Below are 14,835 nucleotides of genomic sequence, written 5' to 3' on the forward strand. Positions count from 1 at the left end.
CAGCCCTCGACGCCAGCCTCAAGCCGTAGGCCGCGCGCCGATCCGCCTGTCTCTTCACGCGGAGCGGACCGCGCGCCTCCAAGGCCCGCCGTCCGCCCCGCCGCACCCGGTCGTCCCGTCCACTGGACGTCAGAACCCGCGCCGAGCTCAGCAACGGAAGAGCCGAACCGGGGCGGGCGGCCCAGCACCGAACCCCTCCGCCGCAGCGGGCGCTCGACGGGCGGAACGGAGGGGCCGCGGCTGCCGTGGGAGGGGCTTGCGGGTATTGCGATTCAAACACGGGCGAAAGCGCTTTAGAGATAGCGGGCGCCCCGAATCGCGCACCCCGAATCGCGCCGCCCGCGAGCCCGCCTCCGAGACCGCTGATCATGACCGACACCTCCCGCACCGTCTCTACCCGCGACGAGGACGGCCTGCTGGCCAGTCTGGCGGTCTATCTGCGCCGGCGCGTACTTATCGTTGTGCTGCTGGGCTTTTCCTCCGGCCTGCCGCTGGCGCTCTCGGGCGCCACGTTGACCATCTGGATGGCCGAGGCGCAGGTGAACCTCACCACGATCGGCCTCTTCGCGCTGGTCGGCGTGCCGTATAATTTCAAGTTCATCTGGGCGCCGCTGGTGGATGCGCTTGATGTGCCGCTGCTGGGGCGCTGGCTTGGGCGGCGGCGCGGCTGGCTGGTGTTCACCCAGCTGCTGCTGATTCTCGCCGTCGCCTGGCTCGGCTTCCAGGACCCGGTGCTGTCGCCCTGGCATGTGGCGTTCGGCGCGCTCCTGGTGGCCACGGCTTCCGCGACGCAGGATATCGTGGTGGATGCCTTCCGCGTCGAAAGCCTGGAAGTACGCGAGCAGGCCGCCGGCATGGCGGGCTATGTCGCGGCCTATCGGGTCGGCATGCTGGCTTCGGGTGCTGGCGTCGTGCTGCTGGTGGCGTGGTTCGAGCTGCTGGGTGTGCCGCGCGCCGAGGTGTGGGCGTGGGGCTATCTGGCCGCCGCCGCCATGGTCGGCGTCGGGCTGTTCGCCGCGCTGATGGCGAAGGAGCCATCCGTGCCGGCCGACGCGCCGCCCCGCGAGGGCAAGGTGGTCAAGCGGGTGATGCAGACGGCGGTTGGCGCCTTCAGCGAGTTCCTCATCCGCAACAGCGCCGTTGCCATCTTGCTCTTCGTCGTACTGTTCAAGTTCTGCGATGCCTTCGCCGGCACGCTGACTGGCGCCTTCGTCATCGGCATCGGCTTCGACAAGGCGACATATGCCGGGGTGGTCAAGGGAGTGGGCTTCGCGGCGGCGCTGCTTGGCGGCTTCGCCGGTGGGGTGATCGCCCGGGCGCTGCCGCTTGCCACCGCGCTCTGGGTGGGTGGAATCCTGCAGATGCTCTCCAACCTCGCCTTTTCCTGGCAGGCCTGGATGGGCGTGAACGTGCCGGCGCTGATGACGACCATCGTGGTCGAGAACTTCGCCGGCGCCATCGGCACCGTGATTTTTGTCGCCTATATCTCGGCGCTGTGCGGCAACCGCGCCCACACCGCCACCCAATACGCGCTGCTGACCGCGCTGGCGGCGGTGGGGCGGACTTTCCTCGCCTCCTCGGCCGGCTTCATTGCGGTGGAGACAGGCTGGATCGTGTTCTTCGCCATCACCTCGGTCGCTGCCCTGCCGGGGCTGGCGCTGCTGGCCTATCTGCAGGCGCGCGGCCATTTCCGCGAGCTGGGGGCAAGGCCCTAGTCATTCCCGCCGTTCTGGCGGCGCTCAGGTGCTGGTGCGCGCCCGGATGGCCGCCGAGAGCGTGCCCTCGTCGAGATAATCCAGTTCGCCCCCCACCGGCACGCCGTGAGCGAGGCGCGTGACCTTGACGTGTGCCTCGCGCAGAAGCTCGGTGATGTAGTGGGCCGTGGTCTGCCCATCGACCGTGGCGCCAAGCGCGAGTAGCACTTCTGTCACCGTGCCGCCCTGCACGCGCTCGACCAGCGCGGGCAGGTTGAGCTCGTCCGGGCCGATGCCGTCGAGCGGCGACAGCGTGCCGCCCAGCACATGGTAGCGCGCGTTCAGCGCGCCCGCCCGCTCCAACGCCCACAGATCTGCCACATCGGCGACGACCACCAGCAGGGTGGGATCGCGGGTGTCGTCGCAGCAGATCGAGCAGGGATCGCGCACGTCGATATTGCCGCAGACCCGGCAGGTGCAGATCTTGCCCAGCACGTCCTCGAAGGCGCTGGCGAGCGGGCTCATCAGCTGCTCGCGCTTCTTGATCAGGTGGAGCGTGGCCCGGCGGGCCGAACGGGGTCCGAGGCCAGGCACGCGGGCGAGCAGCTGGATCAGGCGTTCGATCTCGGGGCCGGCGACGGCACGGGGCATGGCATCCTCAAGGTCGGCGGGCTGGCCACTGTGCTGCTCCGTCTAGCGCACCGTGGCGCCTGTCGCAAAGGGCACGCCTTTCGCTCGCGTCCGTCGGTAATATCAGGCCGCCAAGCTGCGGTTTCGCTCGACACTCCGACAGAGGGTTGCTAACCGGATTCCAGCGCGGGGAGCGCCGATCCGGGGGAGATTGATGACGACCACGAAAGCCGCCGCGCGTGCCGTCCTGCGCCTTGCTCTGCCTCGCTTTTCGCCAGCGGGCCTTTTCTTTCGGGGCTGTGCCTTTCGCGGCCTGGCCCTGCTTGCCGCCCTGCTGGTGGGGGCGGCCCTGCCGGCCCAGGCCGCCGAGGGCCTGGGCATAGACGGGGCGCAGCTGCCCCTCGCCTGGGGCCTGCCCTTTGTCGGCATGCTGCTGTCGATCGCTGTCATTCCGCTGCTCGCCGGGCATTTCTGGCATCACCATTATGGCAAGGTGGCGCTGTTCTGGGCGCTGGCCTTCCTGGTTCCGTTCATCGCCACCTATGGTGGCGGGCTCGCCACCTATGAAGTGGCACATGCGGCGCTGCTGGAATACATCCCCTTCATCATCCTGCTGTTCGCGCTGTTCACCATTTCAGGTGGCATCCTGCTCACCGGCAATCTGCATGGCAGCCCGGGCGTGAACACGGCGCTGCTCGCCATCGGCACGGTGCTGGCGAGCCTGATCGGCACCACCGGCGCCTCCATGGTGCTGATCCGCCCGCTGCTGCGCGCTAATGACGAGCGGCGCTTCAACGTGCACACCGTGGTGTTTTTCATCTTCCTGGTGTCGAACATCGGCGGCTCGCTCACCCCGCTGGGCGATCCGCCGCTGTTTCTCGGCTTCCTCAAGGGCGTCGATTTCTTCTGGACCACGCAGCATTTGTTCCACGACACCGCGCTGGTGGCGGCGCTGCTGCTCGGCGCCTTCTACCTGCTCGATCGCTACTTCTATGCGCGCGAGGCAAAGCTGCCGCGCAAGTCTGACCCGACCCCCGACACCGAGCGCCTGGGCCTTCGCGGCCTGTGCAACCTGCCGCTGCTGGGCGGCGTCATTGCCGCCATTCTGATGAGCGCGCTGTGGAAGCCGGGCATCGAGTTCAACATTCTCGGCACCCATGTGCCGCTGCCCTCGATCGCCCGCGACCTCAGCCTGCTGGCGCTGGCCGGCATTTCGATCTGGATCACCCCGGCCTTCATCCGTGAGCGCAACGGCTTCGACTGGGAGCCGATCCGCGAAGTGGCCAAGCTGTTCGCGGCGATCTTCCTCACCATCATCCCCGTCATCGCCATCCTGCGCGCGGGCGCTGACGGCGCACTCTCTCCGCTGGTGGCGCTGGTGACGGATGAGGCCGGTGGGCCGGTGAATGCCGGCTATTTCTGGATGACCGGCCTGCTCTCGGGATTCCTGGACAATGCGCCGACCTATCTCGTCTTCTTCAACCTTGCGGGGGGCGACGCGCAGGAACTGATGACGCGCCATGCGGTGACGCTGGAGGCGATTTCGGCCGGCGCGGTGTTCATGGGCGCGCTGACCTATATCGGCAATGCGCCCAATTTCATGGTGCTGGCCATCGCCAAGAGCCGCGGCGTCGCCATGCCGAGCTTCTTCGGCTACATGGCTTGGTCCGGCCTTTTCCTCCTGCCCTGCTTCGCGCTGCTGACCTGGCTGTATTTCCTGTAGGCGGCACGCGCCGGCGTCGGCGCTATTCCGCCGCGAGAGGCATCCCTGGCTGCGTGTCTCCGGGTTCCTCGCGCAACGCCGTCTCGCATTGGGCGAGGCGGGCGGCGAACTGTCCCGCCAGCGCGCGGGCGGCCCCGTCATGCGCGCTCCGGCTGGCGAAAGCCCGCGCCGGATCGAGCAGGCGGGGGTCGACGCCTTCCAGCGCGGCCGGCACCTCGAAACCGAAATGCGGATCGGTGCGCCAATCGCCGGTGGCCAGCTCGCCCGCCTGGGCGGCATCGACGAGGCGGCGGCTGGCCTCCAGCGGCACGCGCCGTCCCCCGCCGGCGGCTCCGCCGATCCAGCCGGTGTTGACCAGCCAGCAGCCGGGCGCGTGCCGTGCCAGGAGATCGCGCAGGCGGGGTCCGTGAAGTTCCGCCAGCGCCGGGGCGGTGTCCATGCCGGCAAGACAATGGCTGAGCGCCTGTGCCGGGTTAAGCCGGGCGATGGCGGGGAGCACGCCGCTGGCGTCCTGCATCAGCACGAACAGCTGAGCGGGCGATCCCAGGTGAGGGGAGCTTTCGGTAGGACGCGCGGGCAGGATGACGCGGGAGGCGGGGGTGCTGGCCGCCTCGGTCAGGTCGGGCGAGCGGCTGGCGGGATCGAGGGCGACATTCTCCAGCACGGCACCAAAGCTCTGCGCGGCGCGTTCCACTTCTGCCGCGTGGGCGAGATCGGCGGGGCGGATAGAGGTGCCGGTCTGCAGCGCGACCAAACCCTGTTCGCTCCAGCCGAGCGCGCTATCGACGAGGCGCCCCGGGGCGCCGTCCTCCGCCTGTCCCCGTGCAAGGGCGCCTGCCAGCGAGCTCTTGCCGGCGCCGGCGGTGCCGAGGAAAAGGGCAACCGTGCCGGTCGTACCGATGGTGGCGACACCGTCGAGCCGCAGCACGCCCGCATCCGCGAGCGGGCCAGCGATCAGGCGCGTGAGAGCCGCGCGGATCGCCTCGCTGCGCGCCGTGCCGGCGACGAGCGCCAGCCCGTTGGCGAGGTCCAGCGCAACGGCGCCATCCGCCGCCACACCATGGGTTTCGGGGTTGGGGCGAAAGCCCGGCGCGCACAGAATGGTGAGGCGCGGCGCGGTGTCGTCGGTGTCCGCCGCCTCACCGGGGCGCATGAGGTGGCGGATGAAGAGCGCGTGCCAGGCCTGATCGGACAGGACTCGCAGCAGGAGGGGCCGGCCCGTCCCCGCCTCGACGCAGACATCCTGCCCGAAAAGGGTGCGGCGGCCGACATAGGCCAGCAGGTCGGTCTTCAGCGCTTCGAATTGCGCGCGCGTGAGGACAGGGACCTCGCCCGAGACGGTCTCCGACAGAGCTGCGCTGTTCGCGCTCGCCGTGTCGTCGACCTGCGCGACGCTGATCTCCAGGCCGCTCTGGGCGGTGGTGACGACCAGCGCGCCGGCCTCGGAAAGTCGTGCCTCCCCGCGCGCTACGGCGCGCTCGCACAGGGACGCCATGCTGAGGTTCCAGAACACCCGGCCGGTGCCGGCGGGGGCGAGCCCCTCAAGGCGGGAATGGTCGCTCTGCGTGCCTGTTTGCTTCACGGTCGGCTCCTCCTACGCATGACAGGAGGCCGGACCATGGGAGGCCAAAGGGGCGTTTTGCGCGAGTTTCCGAGACGATTATGTGGCCAAAGCTGGGATTGTCGCCGGTAGGTTAATTCTCACACCGCCGCCGCCCGGGCGGAATTGGCGCGCTCGACCAGTGCGGCGCGCATCTCCTGCGCATTGGTAACGCGGTGGCCGAAGTCGAGCCGGCGCACCTGCGCCCCGTCCATCAGGTCGCAGCCCTCGGGATCGAGGCCGACCAGCTTCCAGTGGCCGGGGCCGGTGCCAATGAGGTGAAGCGCATAGAGTTGGATAGCGTCGGCATGGTCGGCATTCATATGCGCCACCGCGCCCTCCTCGGCGGCCAGCACTCCGGCGGCATCGTCGATGCGGGTGGACAGGGCGACGCCCTCCACATCCTTGATCCGCCCGAAGCCGGCGACCAGATGGGCGCTTTCCACCTCCACACGGTAGAAGGCGAAATCGCTGAAGCCGGCGAAACCGGCCGCATCCGGGTGCCGCGCCAGGAAGCGGCGGCGCGCGGTGGCCAGCGTGTCGGGATCGCTGATGGCCTCGATGCGCCCCTTCAGCCCCGCGCGGGCGCCCTGCAGCTCGTCGCCCAGCCGGTGCTCGTCGACCAGCAGCGAGACGCGGGCGTCGCGCTGGAGATTGGCGGTGTGGCGGGCGAGCTGGGAGAGCAGGAGCAGCGGCGAGCCATCGGGCAGGGTGGCGAGCTGGACCAGCGAGGCATAGGGGCCACCATCGGCATCAAGAGTGGCAAGAGCGGCGGTCTGGCTTTCGCGGATGAGGCGCTTGACGGCACGCGCCGGGTCGAATGTGTCTGATGGGGATGAGGTCTGTGACATATGGAAAGGCTCCGCCCTATATGCCCAAGAGGTGTGCGTCGCGGCTCCCGTCGTCAAGCGCTTCGCCATAATTGGCGGGCGGGCGCGAAACGCGCTAATTTCCGCTGAATCAGTTTGCGTGTCACATTGTGGCCACGCCGGCGGGGTTCACCCCTTCGTGTACCGCCGCCGAACAGGAAAGTGCGCAGATGCCGACCATCGCTCTCGTCGACGACGATCGCAACATTCTTACCTCCGTATCCATCGCCCTGGAGTCGGAGGGCTATCGCATCCAGACGTACACCGACGGCGCCACCGCCCTGGACGGCTTCAAGACCAACCCGCCCGACCTCGCCATCTTCGACATCAAGATGCCGCGCATGGACGGCATGGAGCTTCTGCGCCGTCTGCGCCAGAAGAGCGACATGCCGGTGATCTTCCTCACCTCCAAGGATGACGAGATCGACGAATTGTTCGGCCTGAAGATGGGCGCCGACGATTTCATCAAGAAGCCGTTCTCCCAGCGCTTGCTGGTGGAGCGGGTGAAGGCGGTGCTGCGCCGCTTCGCCCCCAAGGATGGCAGCCTGCCGCGCGAGACCGACAGCGCCAAGGTGCTGGAGCGCGGCCTGCTGCGCATGGACCCGGAGCGCCACACCTGCACCTGGAAGGGCGAGAACGTCACCCTTACCGTGACCGAATTCCTCATTCTCCAGGCGCTGGCAACCCGCCCCGGCGTGGTGAAGAGCCGCAACGCGCTGATGGATGCCGCCTATGACGATCAGGTCTATGTCGACGACCGCACCATCGACAGCCACATCAAGCGGCTGCGCAAGAAGTTCAAGGTGACGGACGACAATTTCGAGATGATTGAGACGCTGTACGGCGTCGGCTACCGCTTCAAGGAGTAGCGGGTCCTTGCTCGATCCGGAACTGACCCGGAACGGCGCCGGCCAGGTGGCCGTCGAGGACGGGGACCCGACGGACAGGTCGTCCCGCTCGCCCGAGCGGGCGGGGCTTCTCGGCGCCTTGCGCCGTGCGCGCAACTTCGTCGCCTTCAAGAGCTTCTCCAGCCTCACCCGCCGGATCGTGCTGCTCAACCTCGCCGGCATGTTTGTGCTGGTATCGGGTATTCTCTACCTCTCGGAGTTCCGCGCCGGACTGATCGACGCGCGGGTGCAGAGCCTGATCGTGCAGGGCGAGATCATCGCCGGCGCGATTGCCGCTTCAGCACAGGTCGAAACCAACGCCATCACCATCGACCCCGAGCGGCTGCTGGAGTTGAGGGCGGGCGAGAGCTACGGCCCCGGCGAGGACGGCTTCGCCCCGCTCGAATTCCCGATCAATCCCGAGCGCGTCGCTCCGGTGCTCAAGCGCCTGGTCGAGCCCACTGGCACAAGGGCCCGTATCTATGACCGCGACGGAGCGCTGCTGCTCGATTCGCGCTCGCTCTATGCGCGCGGCGAAATCCTGCGTTTCGACATGGCCGCGCCGACCACGCCCAAGCCGAACTGGATGGAGCGCGGCTGGAACAGCATGAAGTTCTGGTTCGAGCGCGGCGACCTGCCGCTCTACAAGGAGCTCGGCCCCAACAATGGCAAGGGCTACCCGGCGGTGATGGAGGCGCTGCAGGGGCAAAAGGCCAGCGCCGTGCAGGTCAATGAGCGCGGGCAGGTCATCGTCTCGGTTGCCGTGCCGGTGCAGCGTTTCCGCGCCATTCTCGGCGCGCTGCTGCTTTCCACCCAGGGCGGCGAGATCGACGAGGCGGTGGCGGCCGAGCGGCTGGTCATCGTGCGTGTGTTCCTTGTGGCCATAGCGGTGATGGTGGTGCTGTCGCTGCTGCTCGCCAGCACCATTGCTGGCCCGGTGCGGAAGCTGGCGGATGCCGCCGAGCGGGTGCGCCGGAGGACCCGCTCGCGGGTCGAGATTCCCGATTTCACCAGCCGCTCCGACGAGATCGGCCATCTCTCCGGCGCACTGCGCGACATGACCGACGCGCTCTATTCGCGTATCGAGGCGATCGAGAGCTTCGCCGCCGACGTCTCGCACGAGTTGAAGAACCCGCTCACCTCGCTGCGTTCCGCCGTGGAGACGCTGCCACTGGCGAAGTCCGACGTCTCGCGTGGTCGGCTGCTGGAGGTGATCCAGCACGATGTGAAGCGCCTCGATCGCCTGATTACCGACATTTCGGACGCTTCGCGGCTCGATGCCGAGTTGCAGCGCCAGGAGTCCGAGCCGATGGACCTGGTCCGTCTGCTCAACACCGTCACCGGCGTGCACAATGACGTGCTGCGCGCCGATGGGGTGCGGGTGAGCCTTTCCTTCGAGCCGGCTCCGGGCCCGGGGACGGACGCCACCTATGTCATTCCCGGCCATGATTCCCGCCTCGGCCAGGTGATCAACAACCTCATCGACAATGCGCGCTCGTTCTCGGCCAAGGGCGGCGAGGTCCGAGTGACCTGCCGGCGCCACCGCGACACGGTGGAAATCATCGTCGACGATGACGGGCCGGGCATTCCGCCGCACGCAGTGAGCCGCATCTTCGAGCGCTTCTACACCGACCGGCCCGAAGAGCAGGGATTCGGCCAGAATTCCGGGCTTGGCCTGTCGATCTCGCGTCAGATCGTCGAAGCCCATGGTGGGCGCATCTGGGCCGAGAACCGTCCGGCCGAGGCCTGCCCACCGGAAACCGAACCGGCGGCGCCGGTGGCGAAGAAGCCGCGGGCCTCGCGCGCCAAGGCCAAGAGCGCCGCTGCCGCTGCGTCCGCCGACGAGATGACCGCCGCTGCCGTGACGGCCGCCGCCGTGGCGGGCCTGGATGGCGAGCCTTCAACCCCGGTGGCAAAGCCCGGCGGCGCCCGCTTCATTGTCCGCCTGCCGGCGAGCTGAGGCGCACGCAACCATGACGCAGGCGAAGGACAGCGCGGCGGCCCCCCTTTCCCCCTCGGTGCATGCCTCCTGCGTCCGCATTGGTGGTCGGGGGGTGCTGATCCGCGGCGACTCGGGGGCGGGCAAGTCGCACCTTGCCTTCGCGCTCATCCTCGCCGGGCGCGGCGGGCTGGCGCCTCCGGCCGAACTGGTGGCCGATGACCGGGTGCTTCTGTCGCGGCGGGGGGCGCGGCTATTCGCTGCCGCGCCGCACAATCTTGCCGGGCTGATCGAAGTGCGGGGGCTCGGCCTGCGGCGTCTGCCCTTTGTGGCCGAGGCCGTGATCGATCTGGTGGTCGATCTCGGCGCCGCCGACGCTGCCCGGCTGCCGGAGGTCTCGGCGCGGCGGGTGATGATCGAGGGGCTGGAAATCGAGCGCCTGCCGGTGTTCGCGGGCGGCGATGGCGTGCAGCAGGTGCTGGCGCTTCTCCTCACCGAGTCCGCGCCGGACTAGGTTCTCGCGGTGCGGCAGCGGGCCGCCTGGGGGCTCGCGCGGATTTTCCCCAGCGGTACTTGCCATTCATGTGCAGCGCAACGATGATGTGCGCCCCGCAAAGGGGGCGGCGGGCGATCCCAAATCAAGGCCTCCGGCAGTAGCATTGCAGTCGCGTCGACCGACGTGCGGCGGAGCAAGATGATAGGTCTCGTACTCGTAACGCACGGACGCCTTGCCAGCGAATTCCGCGCCGCCCTCGAACATGTCATGGGACCGCAGTCCCATATCGAGACGATCACCATTGGCCCGGACGATGACATCGAACGGCGCCGGCAGGAAATCGTCGATGCGGTCGCGGCAGTGAACAGCGGCGGCGGCGTGGTGATCCTCACCGACATGTTCGGCGGCACCCCGTCCAATCTCGCCATCTCGGTGATGACCTCGCCGGATATCGAGGTGGTCGCCGGCATAAATCTCCCCATGCTGGTCAAGCTCGCCACCGTGCGCGGCGAGGTGCCGATGGGCGAGGCGGTGGCGCAGGCCCAAGAGGCCGGGCGCAAATACATCAACATCGCCAGCCGCGTACTGGCCGGAAAATGAGCGCCACCACGGATGCTCTCCGGCGCGAGCTGGCCATCGTCAACAAGCGCGGCCTGCATGCCCGGGCTTCGGCCAAATTCGTGCAGACGGTGGAGCGCTTCGACGCCGATGTGCGCGTCACCCGCGCCGGCGAGACGGTCGGCGGCAGCTCGATCATGGGGCTGATGATGCTGGCGGCGGCACCCGGCACCACCATTCTTGTAGAGGCCAGCGGCGCTGAGGCGCAGGCGGCGATCGACGCGCTGGAAGCGCTGGTGTCCGACCGCTTCGGCGAGGGCGAATAGGCCATTGCCCTGGTTCAGTAACTCACCCGAACCCTTAAACTGATCGTCGGGCTCGCTTGGTGGCGCGCCGATAGCGCAGTCGCCGAACGTACCGGCATCGGCGACGCCGTGCGTGGGTCAGGCAGGCTCGCGAAAGGCTCCGCGCGTAACGTCCGAAGGTTCCCGTGCCGCGTCCCCCGCGCGCGAGCCGGCCGCCGTGCTGAAAACGGCGCCCCAAACCGTCACATAAAGATATCTTTATATCGTTATTGTATTTTCAGGTCGGGGCTGCTATCACCCGGCCAAACGATCAGCACAGGAGCCTCTCATGGCCGCCGCAACCGACTACATCGTCAAGGACATCAGCCTCGCCCCGTTCGGCCGCAAGGAACTCTCGATCGCCGAGACCGAAATGCCGGGCCTGATGGCCACCCGCGAGGAATACGGCCCGTCGCAGCCGCTCAAGGGCGCGCGCATCGCCGGCTCGCTGCACATGACCATCCAGACCGGCGTGCTGATCGAGACGCTGGTCGCGCTCGGCGCCGATGTGCGCTGGGTGTCGTGCAACATCTACTCGACGCAGGACCACGCGGCGGCCGCTATCGCCGCCGCCGGCGTGCCGGTGTTCGCCATCAAGGGCGAGACGCTGACCGAATATTGGGACTACACCGCCAAGCTGTTCGACTGGCACGGCGGTGGCTACCCCAACATGATCCTCGATGATGGCGGCGACGCCACCATGTATGTCCATCTCGGCCTGCGCGCCGAGAACGGCGACACCGCCTTCCTCGACGCTCCCGGTTCGGAAGAAGAGGAAGTGTTCTTCGCGCTGCTGAAGAAGCAGCTCAAGGAGAAGCCCAAGGGCTATTTCAAGGCGATCGCCGACAGCATAAAGGGCGTATCGGAAGAGACCACCACGGGCGTGCACCGCCTGTACGACATGCAGAAGGCCGGCACGCTGCTGTGGCCCGCCATCAACGTCAATGACAGCGTCACCAAGTCGAAGTTCGACAACCTCTATGGCTGCCGTGAATCGCTGGTCGACGGCATCCGCCGGGGCACTGACGTCATGATGTCCGGCAAGGTCGCCATGGTCGCCGGCTTCGGCGATGTCGGCAAGGGCTCTGCCGCTTCGCTGCGCCAGGCCGGTTGCCGCGTGATGGTCTCTGAAGTCGACCCGATCTGCGCGCTGCAGGCGGCGATGGAAGGCTACCAGGTCGTGACCATGGAAGAGGCGGCGCCGATTGCCGACATCTTCGTCACCGCCACCGGCAACAAGGACATCATCACCATCGAGCATATGCGCGCGATGAAGGACCGGGCGATCGTCTGCAACATCGGCCACTTCGACAACGAGATCCAGATCGCGTCGCTGAAGAATCTGAAGTGGGACAACATCAAGCCGCAGGTCGATGAGATCACGTTCCCCGATGGCAAGCGCATGATCCTGCTGTCGGAAGGCCGTCTGGTGAACCTTGGCAACGCCATGGGCCACCCGTCCTTCGTGATGTCGGCCTCCTTCACCAACCAGACGCTGGCGCAGATCGAACTTTACGCCAACAACAAGGACGGCAAGTACAAGAAGGAAGTGTACGTGCTGCCGAAGTCGCTGGACGAGAAAGTCGCCATGCTGCACCTCGCCAAGATCGGCGTGAACCTCACCAAGCTGCGCCCCGACCAGGCCGACTATATCGGCGTGACGGTGGAAGGCCCCTTCAAGTCGGACCACTACCGCTACTGAGCGGCGACTGCCGCGGGTTCCTTCTGCCCGGCACCGGGGTCGGAAACGACTCCGGGACTGGGAGGGGCTCCAAGGGCGGGAACGACTCCGGGGGGACTGTCTGCGGCGGGACCGGGCAGGGGCGACAGGCGGCGATAAGGTGTGCCCAGCTTCGCCGCCACCCGCTCCCAGATCTGCCGCAGCCGGTGGACGTGCAGATCGTCCAGCATGGTTTCGAACAAGTGGCGGCGGTCCTCGTCGTCGAGCGCGACCGGGGGCTTGGCCGCCGAGACCGGCGCGGGCTCGTCGCTCGCCGTCCTCGGTGCCGGCTTTTTCGCCGCCGCCGCTGCGGCCGCTTCGTCGCGGGCGCTTCGTTCGAGGATATCGGCGATCATTGACCGCAGATTGGCCGTCGCTCCCTCGCGCACCGTGGCGCGCTCCAGATCGAAGATGGTGCGGATATTGTGCTGGCGCAGCGCCAGGAAGGCGTGCGGGCCGACAATGATGCAGAGTTGCGCCTGGGCGATCCAGTCGATGCATTCGTAGAGGCCGAAGGGCGTCTCGACATAGAGCATGATCGGATTGGCCGTGGCGAGGTTCTGCACGTCCATGATCATCATCTCGTCGAGCCGGAATCGCGTCCAGGCGTCGATGCCGTCGATCACCTCCAGAGGCGTGCCGCGCGCGCGTTCGAGCAGCTCGGTGCGCTCGCTCTTGAGAGGCAGCCATGTCGCGCGGCTGATCGCGTAGCGCAGGCCGAGATCTGGAAAGAAGCCGAATAGGAAGGCGGCGAGGAACCACAACGTGCCGGAGGGAATCCAGTCGGGCCCCGCCGGCGCCGCCCGCCAAAGCACGATGACGGTCACGACGGCCATCAGCATATGCGTGGTGGCCCGCAGGAAGCTGAGCGGACCGAGTTCGAAATTCATCACCGCGCGCATGAGGTAGCCGAGCGAGAACAGGATGCCGCCGGCAAAGACGAAGCCGAGCAGCGCCGTAACCTCCCCAGCTTTGGTGCTATCGGTGCCGAGCAGGGCGCTGGCGGCGATCCACCTGCCAAGCTTCGCCCCTTCCGGGCCAGCCTTGGCGAAGATGATCTCCAGCCCGAGCATCGCCACAAGGCAGAAGGGAATGGAGCCGATCAACAGGCGCGGCCAGGCGCGGTCCTTTGGGTCGGCGGCATATTTCGCCTCCACGAATTCGAAGGAGGGCGTGGCGTCGTCCGCGAAGCCGAACCCCTCCTTGATCTCCCTGGCAACGCCGGCCCGCTTCTGCCGCACGCTGTTGCGGATAAAGATCAGGATGGCCGGAATGCCGAAGGCGATGATCAGCGGCAGCAGTAAGTCATAACCCCAGCCCATGGCGTGTCCTCCGCCCAAAGATGGTCACAGGACACCACACAAGCAAAGGTTGTGCAATGGATCAGTACAGCTCTTTCTGCATGAAAACCAGATCGAGACGCCGGCCGAACTTGGTGCCGATGCCGGGCATGCGGCCGGTCTCCCGGAAGCCGAGGCGGGCGTGCAAGGCGAGCGAGGCCTCGTTGCCGCCAGTGACGCCGCCGATCATCACCTGTTTGCCCAGGGCTCGCGCCGGGGCGAACAGTGCCTCCACCAGCGCCCGCCCCAGCCCGCGCCCGCGCGCCGCCTCGGCCACATAGACCGAGTGCTCGACGCTGATGCGGAACCCCTCGAAGGGGCGGAAATCGCCGAAACTGGCATAGCCCAATATCTCGCCCGCCTGCGCGGCGACAATCACCGGGTAGCCGCGTCCGCGCCGGTCGCGCAGCCAGGCGAGGCGGTTGGCGAGGTCGGCCGGGGTGTCGTTCCAGATCGCGGTTGTGTTCACAATGGCATGGTTGTAGATGGCGAGAATGCCGGTGATGTCGTCTTCCACCGCGTCGCGTAGCATCACGATCCCCGTTCCGGCTGGACCAGCCCCAGCCCTCCCATTGGAGCGGGCCCCGGGCGCCGTGTCATTGAAATTACACGCGCGGCGCTGGAATGCCGCGTGCCGGCTCCCCATATCGCCTTTTCGCGGGGCGACCGCGTCAGGAGGAAAGACCTAGAGGATGAGTTCGACCGACCCGTTCGATCGCATGCGTTTCACCGTCCGAAAAGTGAGCTGGTGGCAGGTGGCGCTCGTCGTCGCCGTCGCGCTGGCGCTCGGCACCGCGCTGGCGCTGGTGGCGGCCAGCGTGTTCCTTGTGGTCTTCCCCATCATCGTGATTGCCGGCCTGGCCTACCGCCTGTTCGGCGGGCGCCGGCGCACCGGCCGCAGCGGTGGCCCCGAGATCATCGAGGCCGAATACCGCGTTCTGTCGCCGGAGGAGGCGGCGCGCGCCGACAAGGATCGCTGGGATTCCGATCGGCGGGTACGCTGAGAATTGCGGCCGCTTCTGAGGCGGCCCGCGG

14 protein-coding genes are annotated in these 14,835 nt (G+C 67.5%); 9 read left to right on the forward strand and 5 right to left on the reverse strand.

Annotated features, from left to right (window positions below):
* The first annotated feature begins 368 nt into the window (after positions 1-368).
* Positions 369-1,715: an MFS transporter gene (locus A3M1_RS0110680; RefSeq protein WP_018388959.1), complete on the forward strand. Its 1,347-nt coding sequence runs from the start codon at positions 369-371 to the stop codon at positions 1,713-1,715.
* A 24-nt stretch (positions 1,716-1,739) separates the two neighbouring features.
* Here A3M1_RS0110680 and recR read toward each other — a convergent pair whose 3' ends face one another.
* A complete protein-coding gene (gene recR / locus A3M1_RS0110685) occupies positions 1,740-2,345 on the reverse strand; it encodes a recombination mediator RecR (protein ID WP_018388960.1) in 606 nt (201 codons plus the stop codon).
* 193 nt (positions 2,346-2,538) lie between these two features.
* Between recR and A3M1_RS0110690 the strand changes: the two genes are divergently transcribed.
* The gene (locus A3M1_RS0110690) at positions 2,539-4,047 is read left to right on the forward strand and encodes a sodium:proton antiporter (protein ID WP_018388961.1); all 1,509 of its coding nucleotides are present in this window, start codon (positions 2,539-2,541) and stop codon (positions 4,045-4,047) included.
* A 22-nt stretch (positions 4,048-4,069) separates the two neighbouring features.
* Here the strand turns inward: A3M1_RS0110690 and A3M1_RS0110695 are convergent, their stop codons facing one another.
* Positions 4,070-5,629, reverse strand: a complete 1,560-nt coding sequence (locus tag A3M1_RS0110695) for a phosphoenolpyruvate carboxykinase (ATP) (protein ID WP_018388962.1) — start codon at positions 5,627-5,629, stop codon at positions 4,070-4,072.
* A gap of 119 nt (positions 5,630-5,748) precedes the next feature.
* Complete coding sequence (locus tag A3M1_RS0110700) at positions 5,749-6,498, reverse strand: HugZ family protein (protein ID WP_018388963.1); 750 nt, start codon at positions 6,496-6,498, stop codon at positions 5,749-5,751.
* Positions 6,499-6,686: 188 nt separating this feature from the next.
* Between A3M1_RS0110700 and A3M1_RS0110705 the strand changes: the two genes are divergently transcribed.
* The 6 genes from A3M1_RS0110705 to ahcY all read left to right on the forward strand — a co-directional run bounded on the left by A3M1_RS0110705 (position 6,687) and on the right by ahcY (position 12,442).
* Positions 6,687-7,385 carry a response regulator transcription factor gene (locus tag A3M1_RS0110705; protein WP_018388964.1) on the forward strand — a complete coding sequence of 233 codons (699 nt, stop codon included), beginning with the start codon at positions 6,687-6,689 and terminating at the stop codon, positions 7,383-7,385.
* A gap of 7 nt (positions 7,386-7,392) precedes the next feature.
* Positions 7,393-9,363, forward strand: coding sequence for a stimulus-sensing domain-containing protein (locus A3M1_RS0110710; RefSeq protein ID WP_018388965.1), 1,971 nt, complete (start codon positions 7,393-7,395; stop codon positions 9,361-9,363).
* A 13-nt stretch (positions 9,364-9,376) separates the two neighbouring features.
* Positions 9,377-9,856: an HPr kinase/phosphorylase gene (locus A3M1_RS0110715; RefSeq protein ID WP_018388966.1), complete on the forward strand. Its 480-nt coding sequence runs from the start codon at positions 9,377-9,379 to the stop codon at positions 9,854-9,856.
* Positions 9,857-10,036: 180 nt separating this feature from the next.
* Positions 10,037-10,438 carry a PTS sugar transporter subunit IIA gene (locus A3M1_RS0110720; protein WP_026221265.1) on the forward strand — a complete coding sequence of 134 codons (402 nt, stop codon included), beginning with the start codon at positions 10,037-10,039 and terminating at the stop codon, positions 10,436-10,438.
* Complete coding sequence (locus tag A3M1_RS0110725) at positions 10,435-10,722, forward strand: HPr family phosphocarrier protein (RefSeq protein WP_018388968.1); 288 nt, start codon at positions 10,435-10,437, stop codon at positions 10,720-10,722. The genes A3M1_RS0110720 and A3M1_RS0110725 overlap by 4 nt, the downstream gene beginning before the upstream one ends.
* Before the next feature lie 307 nt (positions 10,723-11,029).
* Complete coding sequence (gene ahcY / locus A3M1_RS0110730; RefSeq protein WP_018388969.1) at positions 11,030-12,442, forward strand: adenosylhomocysteinase; 1,413 nt, start codon at positions 11,030-11,032, stop codon at positions 12,440-12,442.
* On the opposite strand, the gene A3M1_RS0110735 is transcribed toward ahcY, so the two are convergent.
* Positions 12,436-13,782, reverse strand: coding sequence for a hypothetical protein (locus A3M1_RS0110735; protein WP_018388970.1), 1,347 nt, complete (start codon positions 13,780-13,782; stop codon positions 12,436-12,438). The genes ahcY and A3M1_RS0110735 overlap by 7 nt on opposite strands.
* A gap of 61 nt (positions 13,783-13,843) precedes the next feature.
* A complete protein-coding gene (locus A3M1_RS0110740; protein WP_018388971.1) occupies positions 13,844-14,332 on the reverse strand; it encodes a GNAT family N-acetyltransferase in 489 nt (162 codons plus the stop codon).
* Positions 14,333-14,492: 160 nt separating this feature from the next.
* Here A3M1_RS0110740 and A3M1_RS0110745 point away from each other — a divergent pair, with 160 nt between their 5' ends.
* On the forward strand, positions 14,493-14,804 hold the full coding sequence (locus A3M1_RS0110745; protein ID WP_018388972.1) for a hypothetical protein: 312 nt from the start codon (positions 14,493-14,495) through the stop codon (positions 14,802-14,804).
* The last annotated feature ends 31 nt before the right edge of the window (positions 14,805-14,835 follow it).

The sequence above is a fragment of the Ancylobacter sp. FA202 genome, assembly GCF_000380205.1.
Taxonomy (GTDB): domain Bacteria; phylum Pseudomonadota; class Alphaproteobacteria; order Rhizobiales; family Xanthobacteraceae; genus Ancylobacter.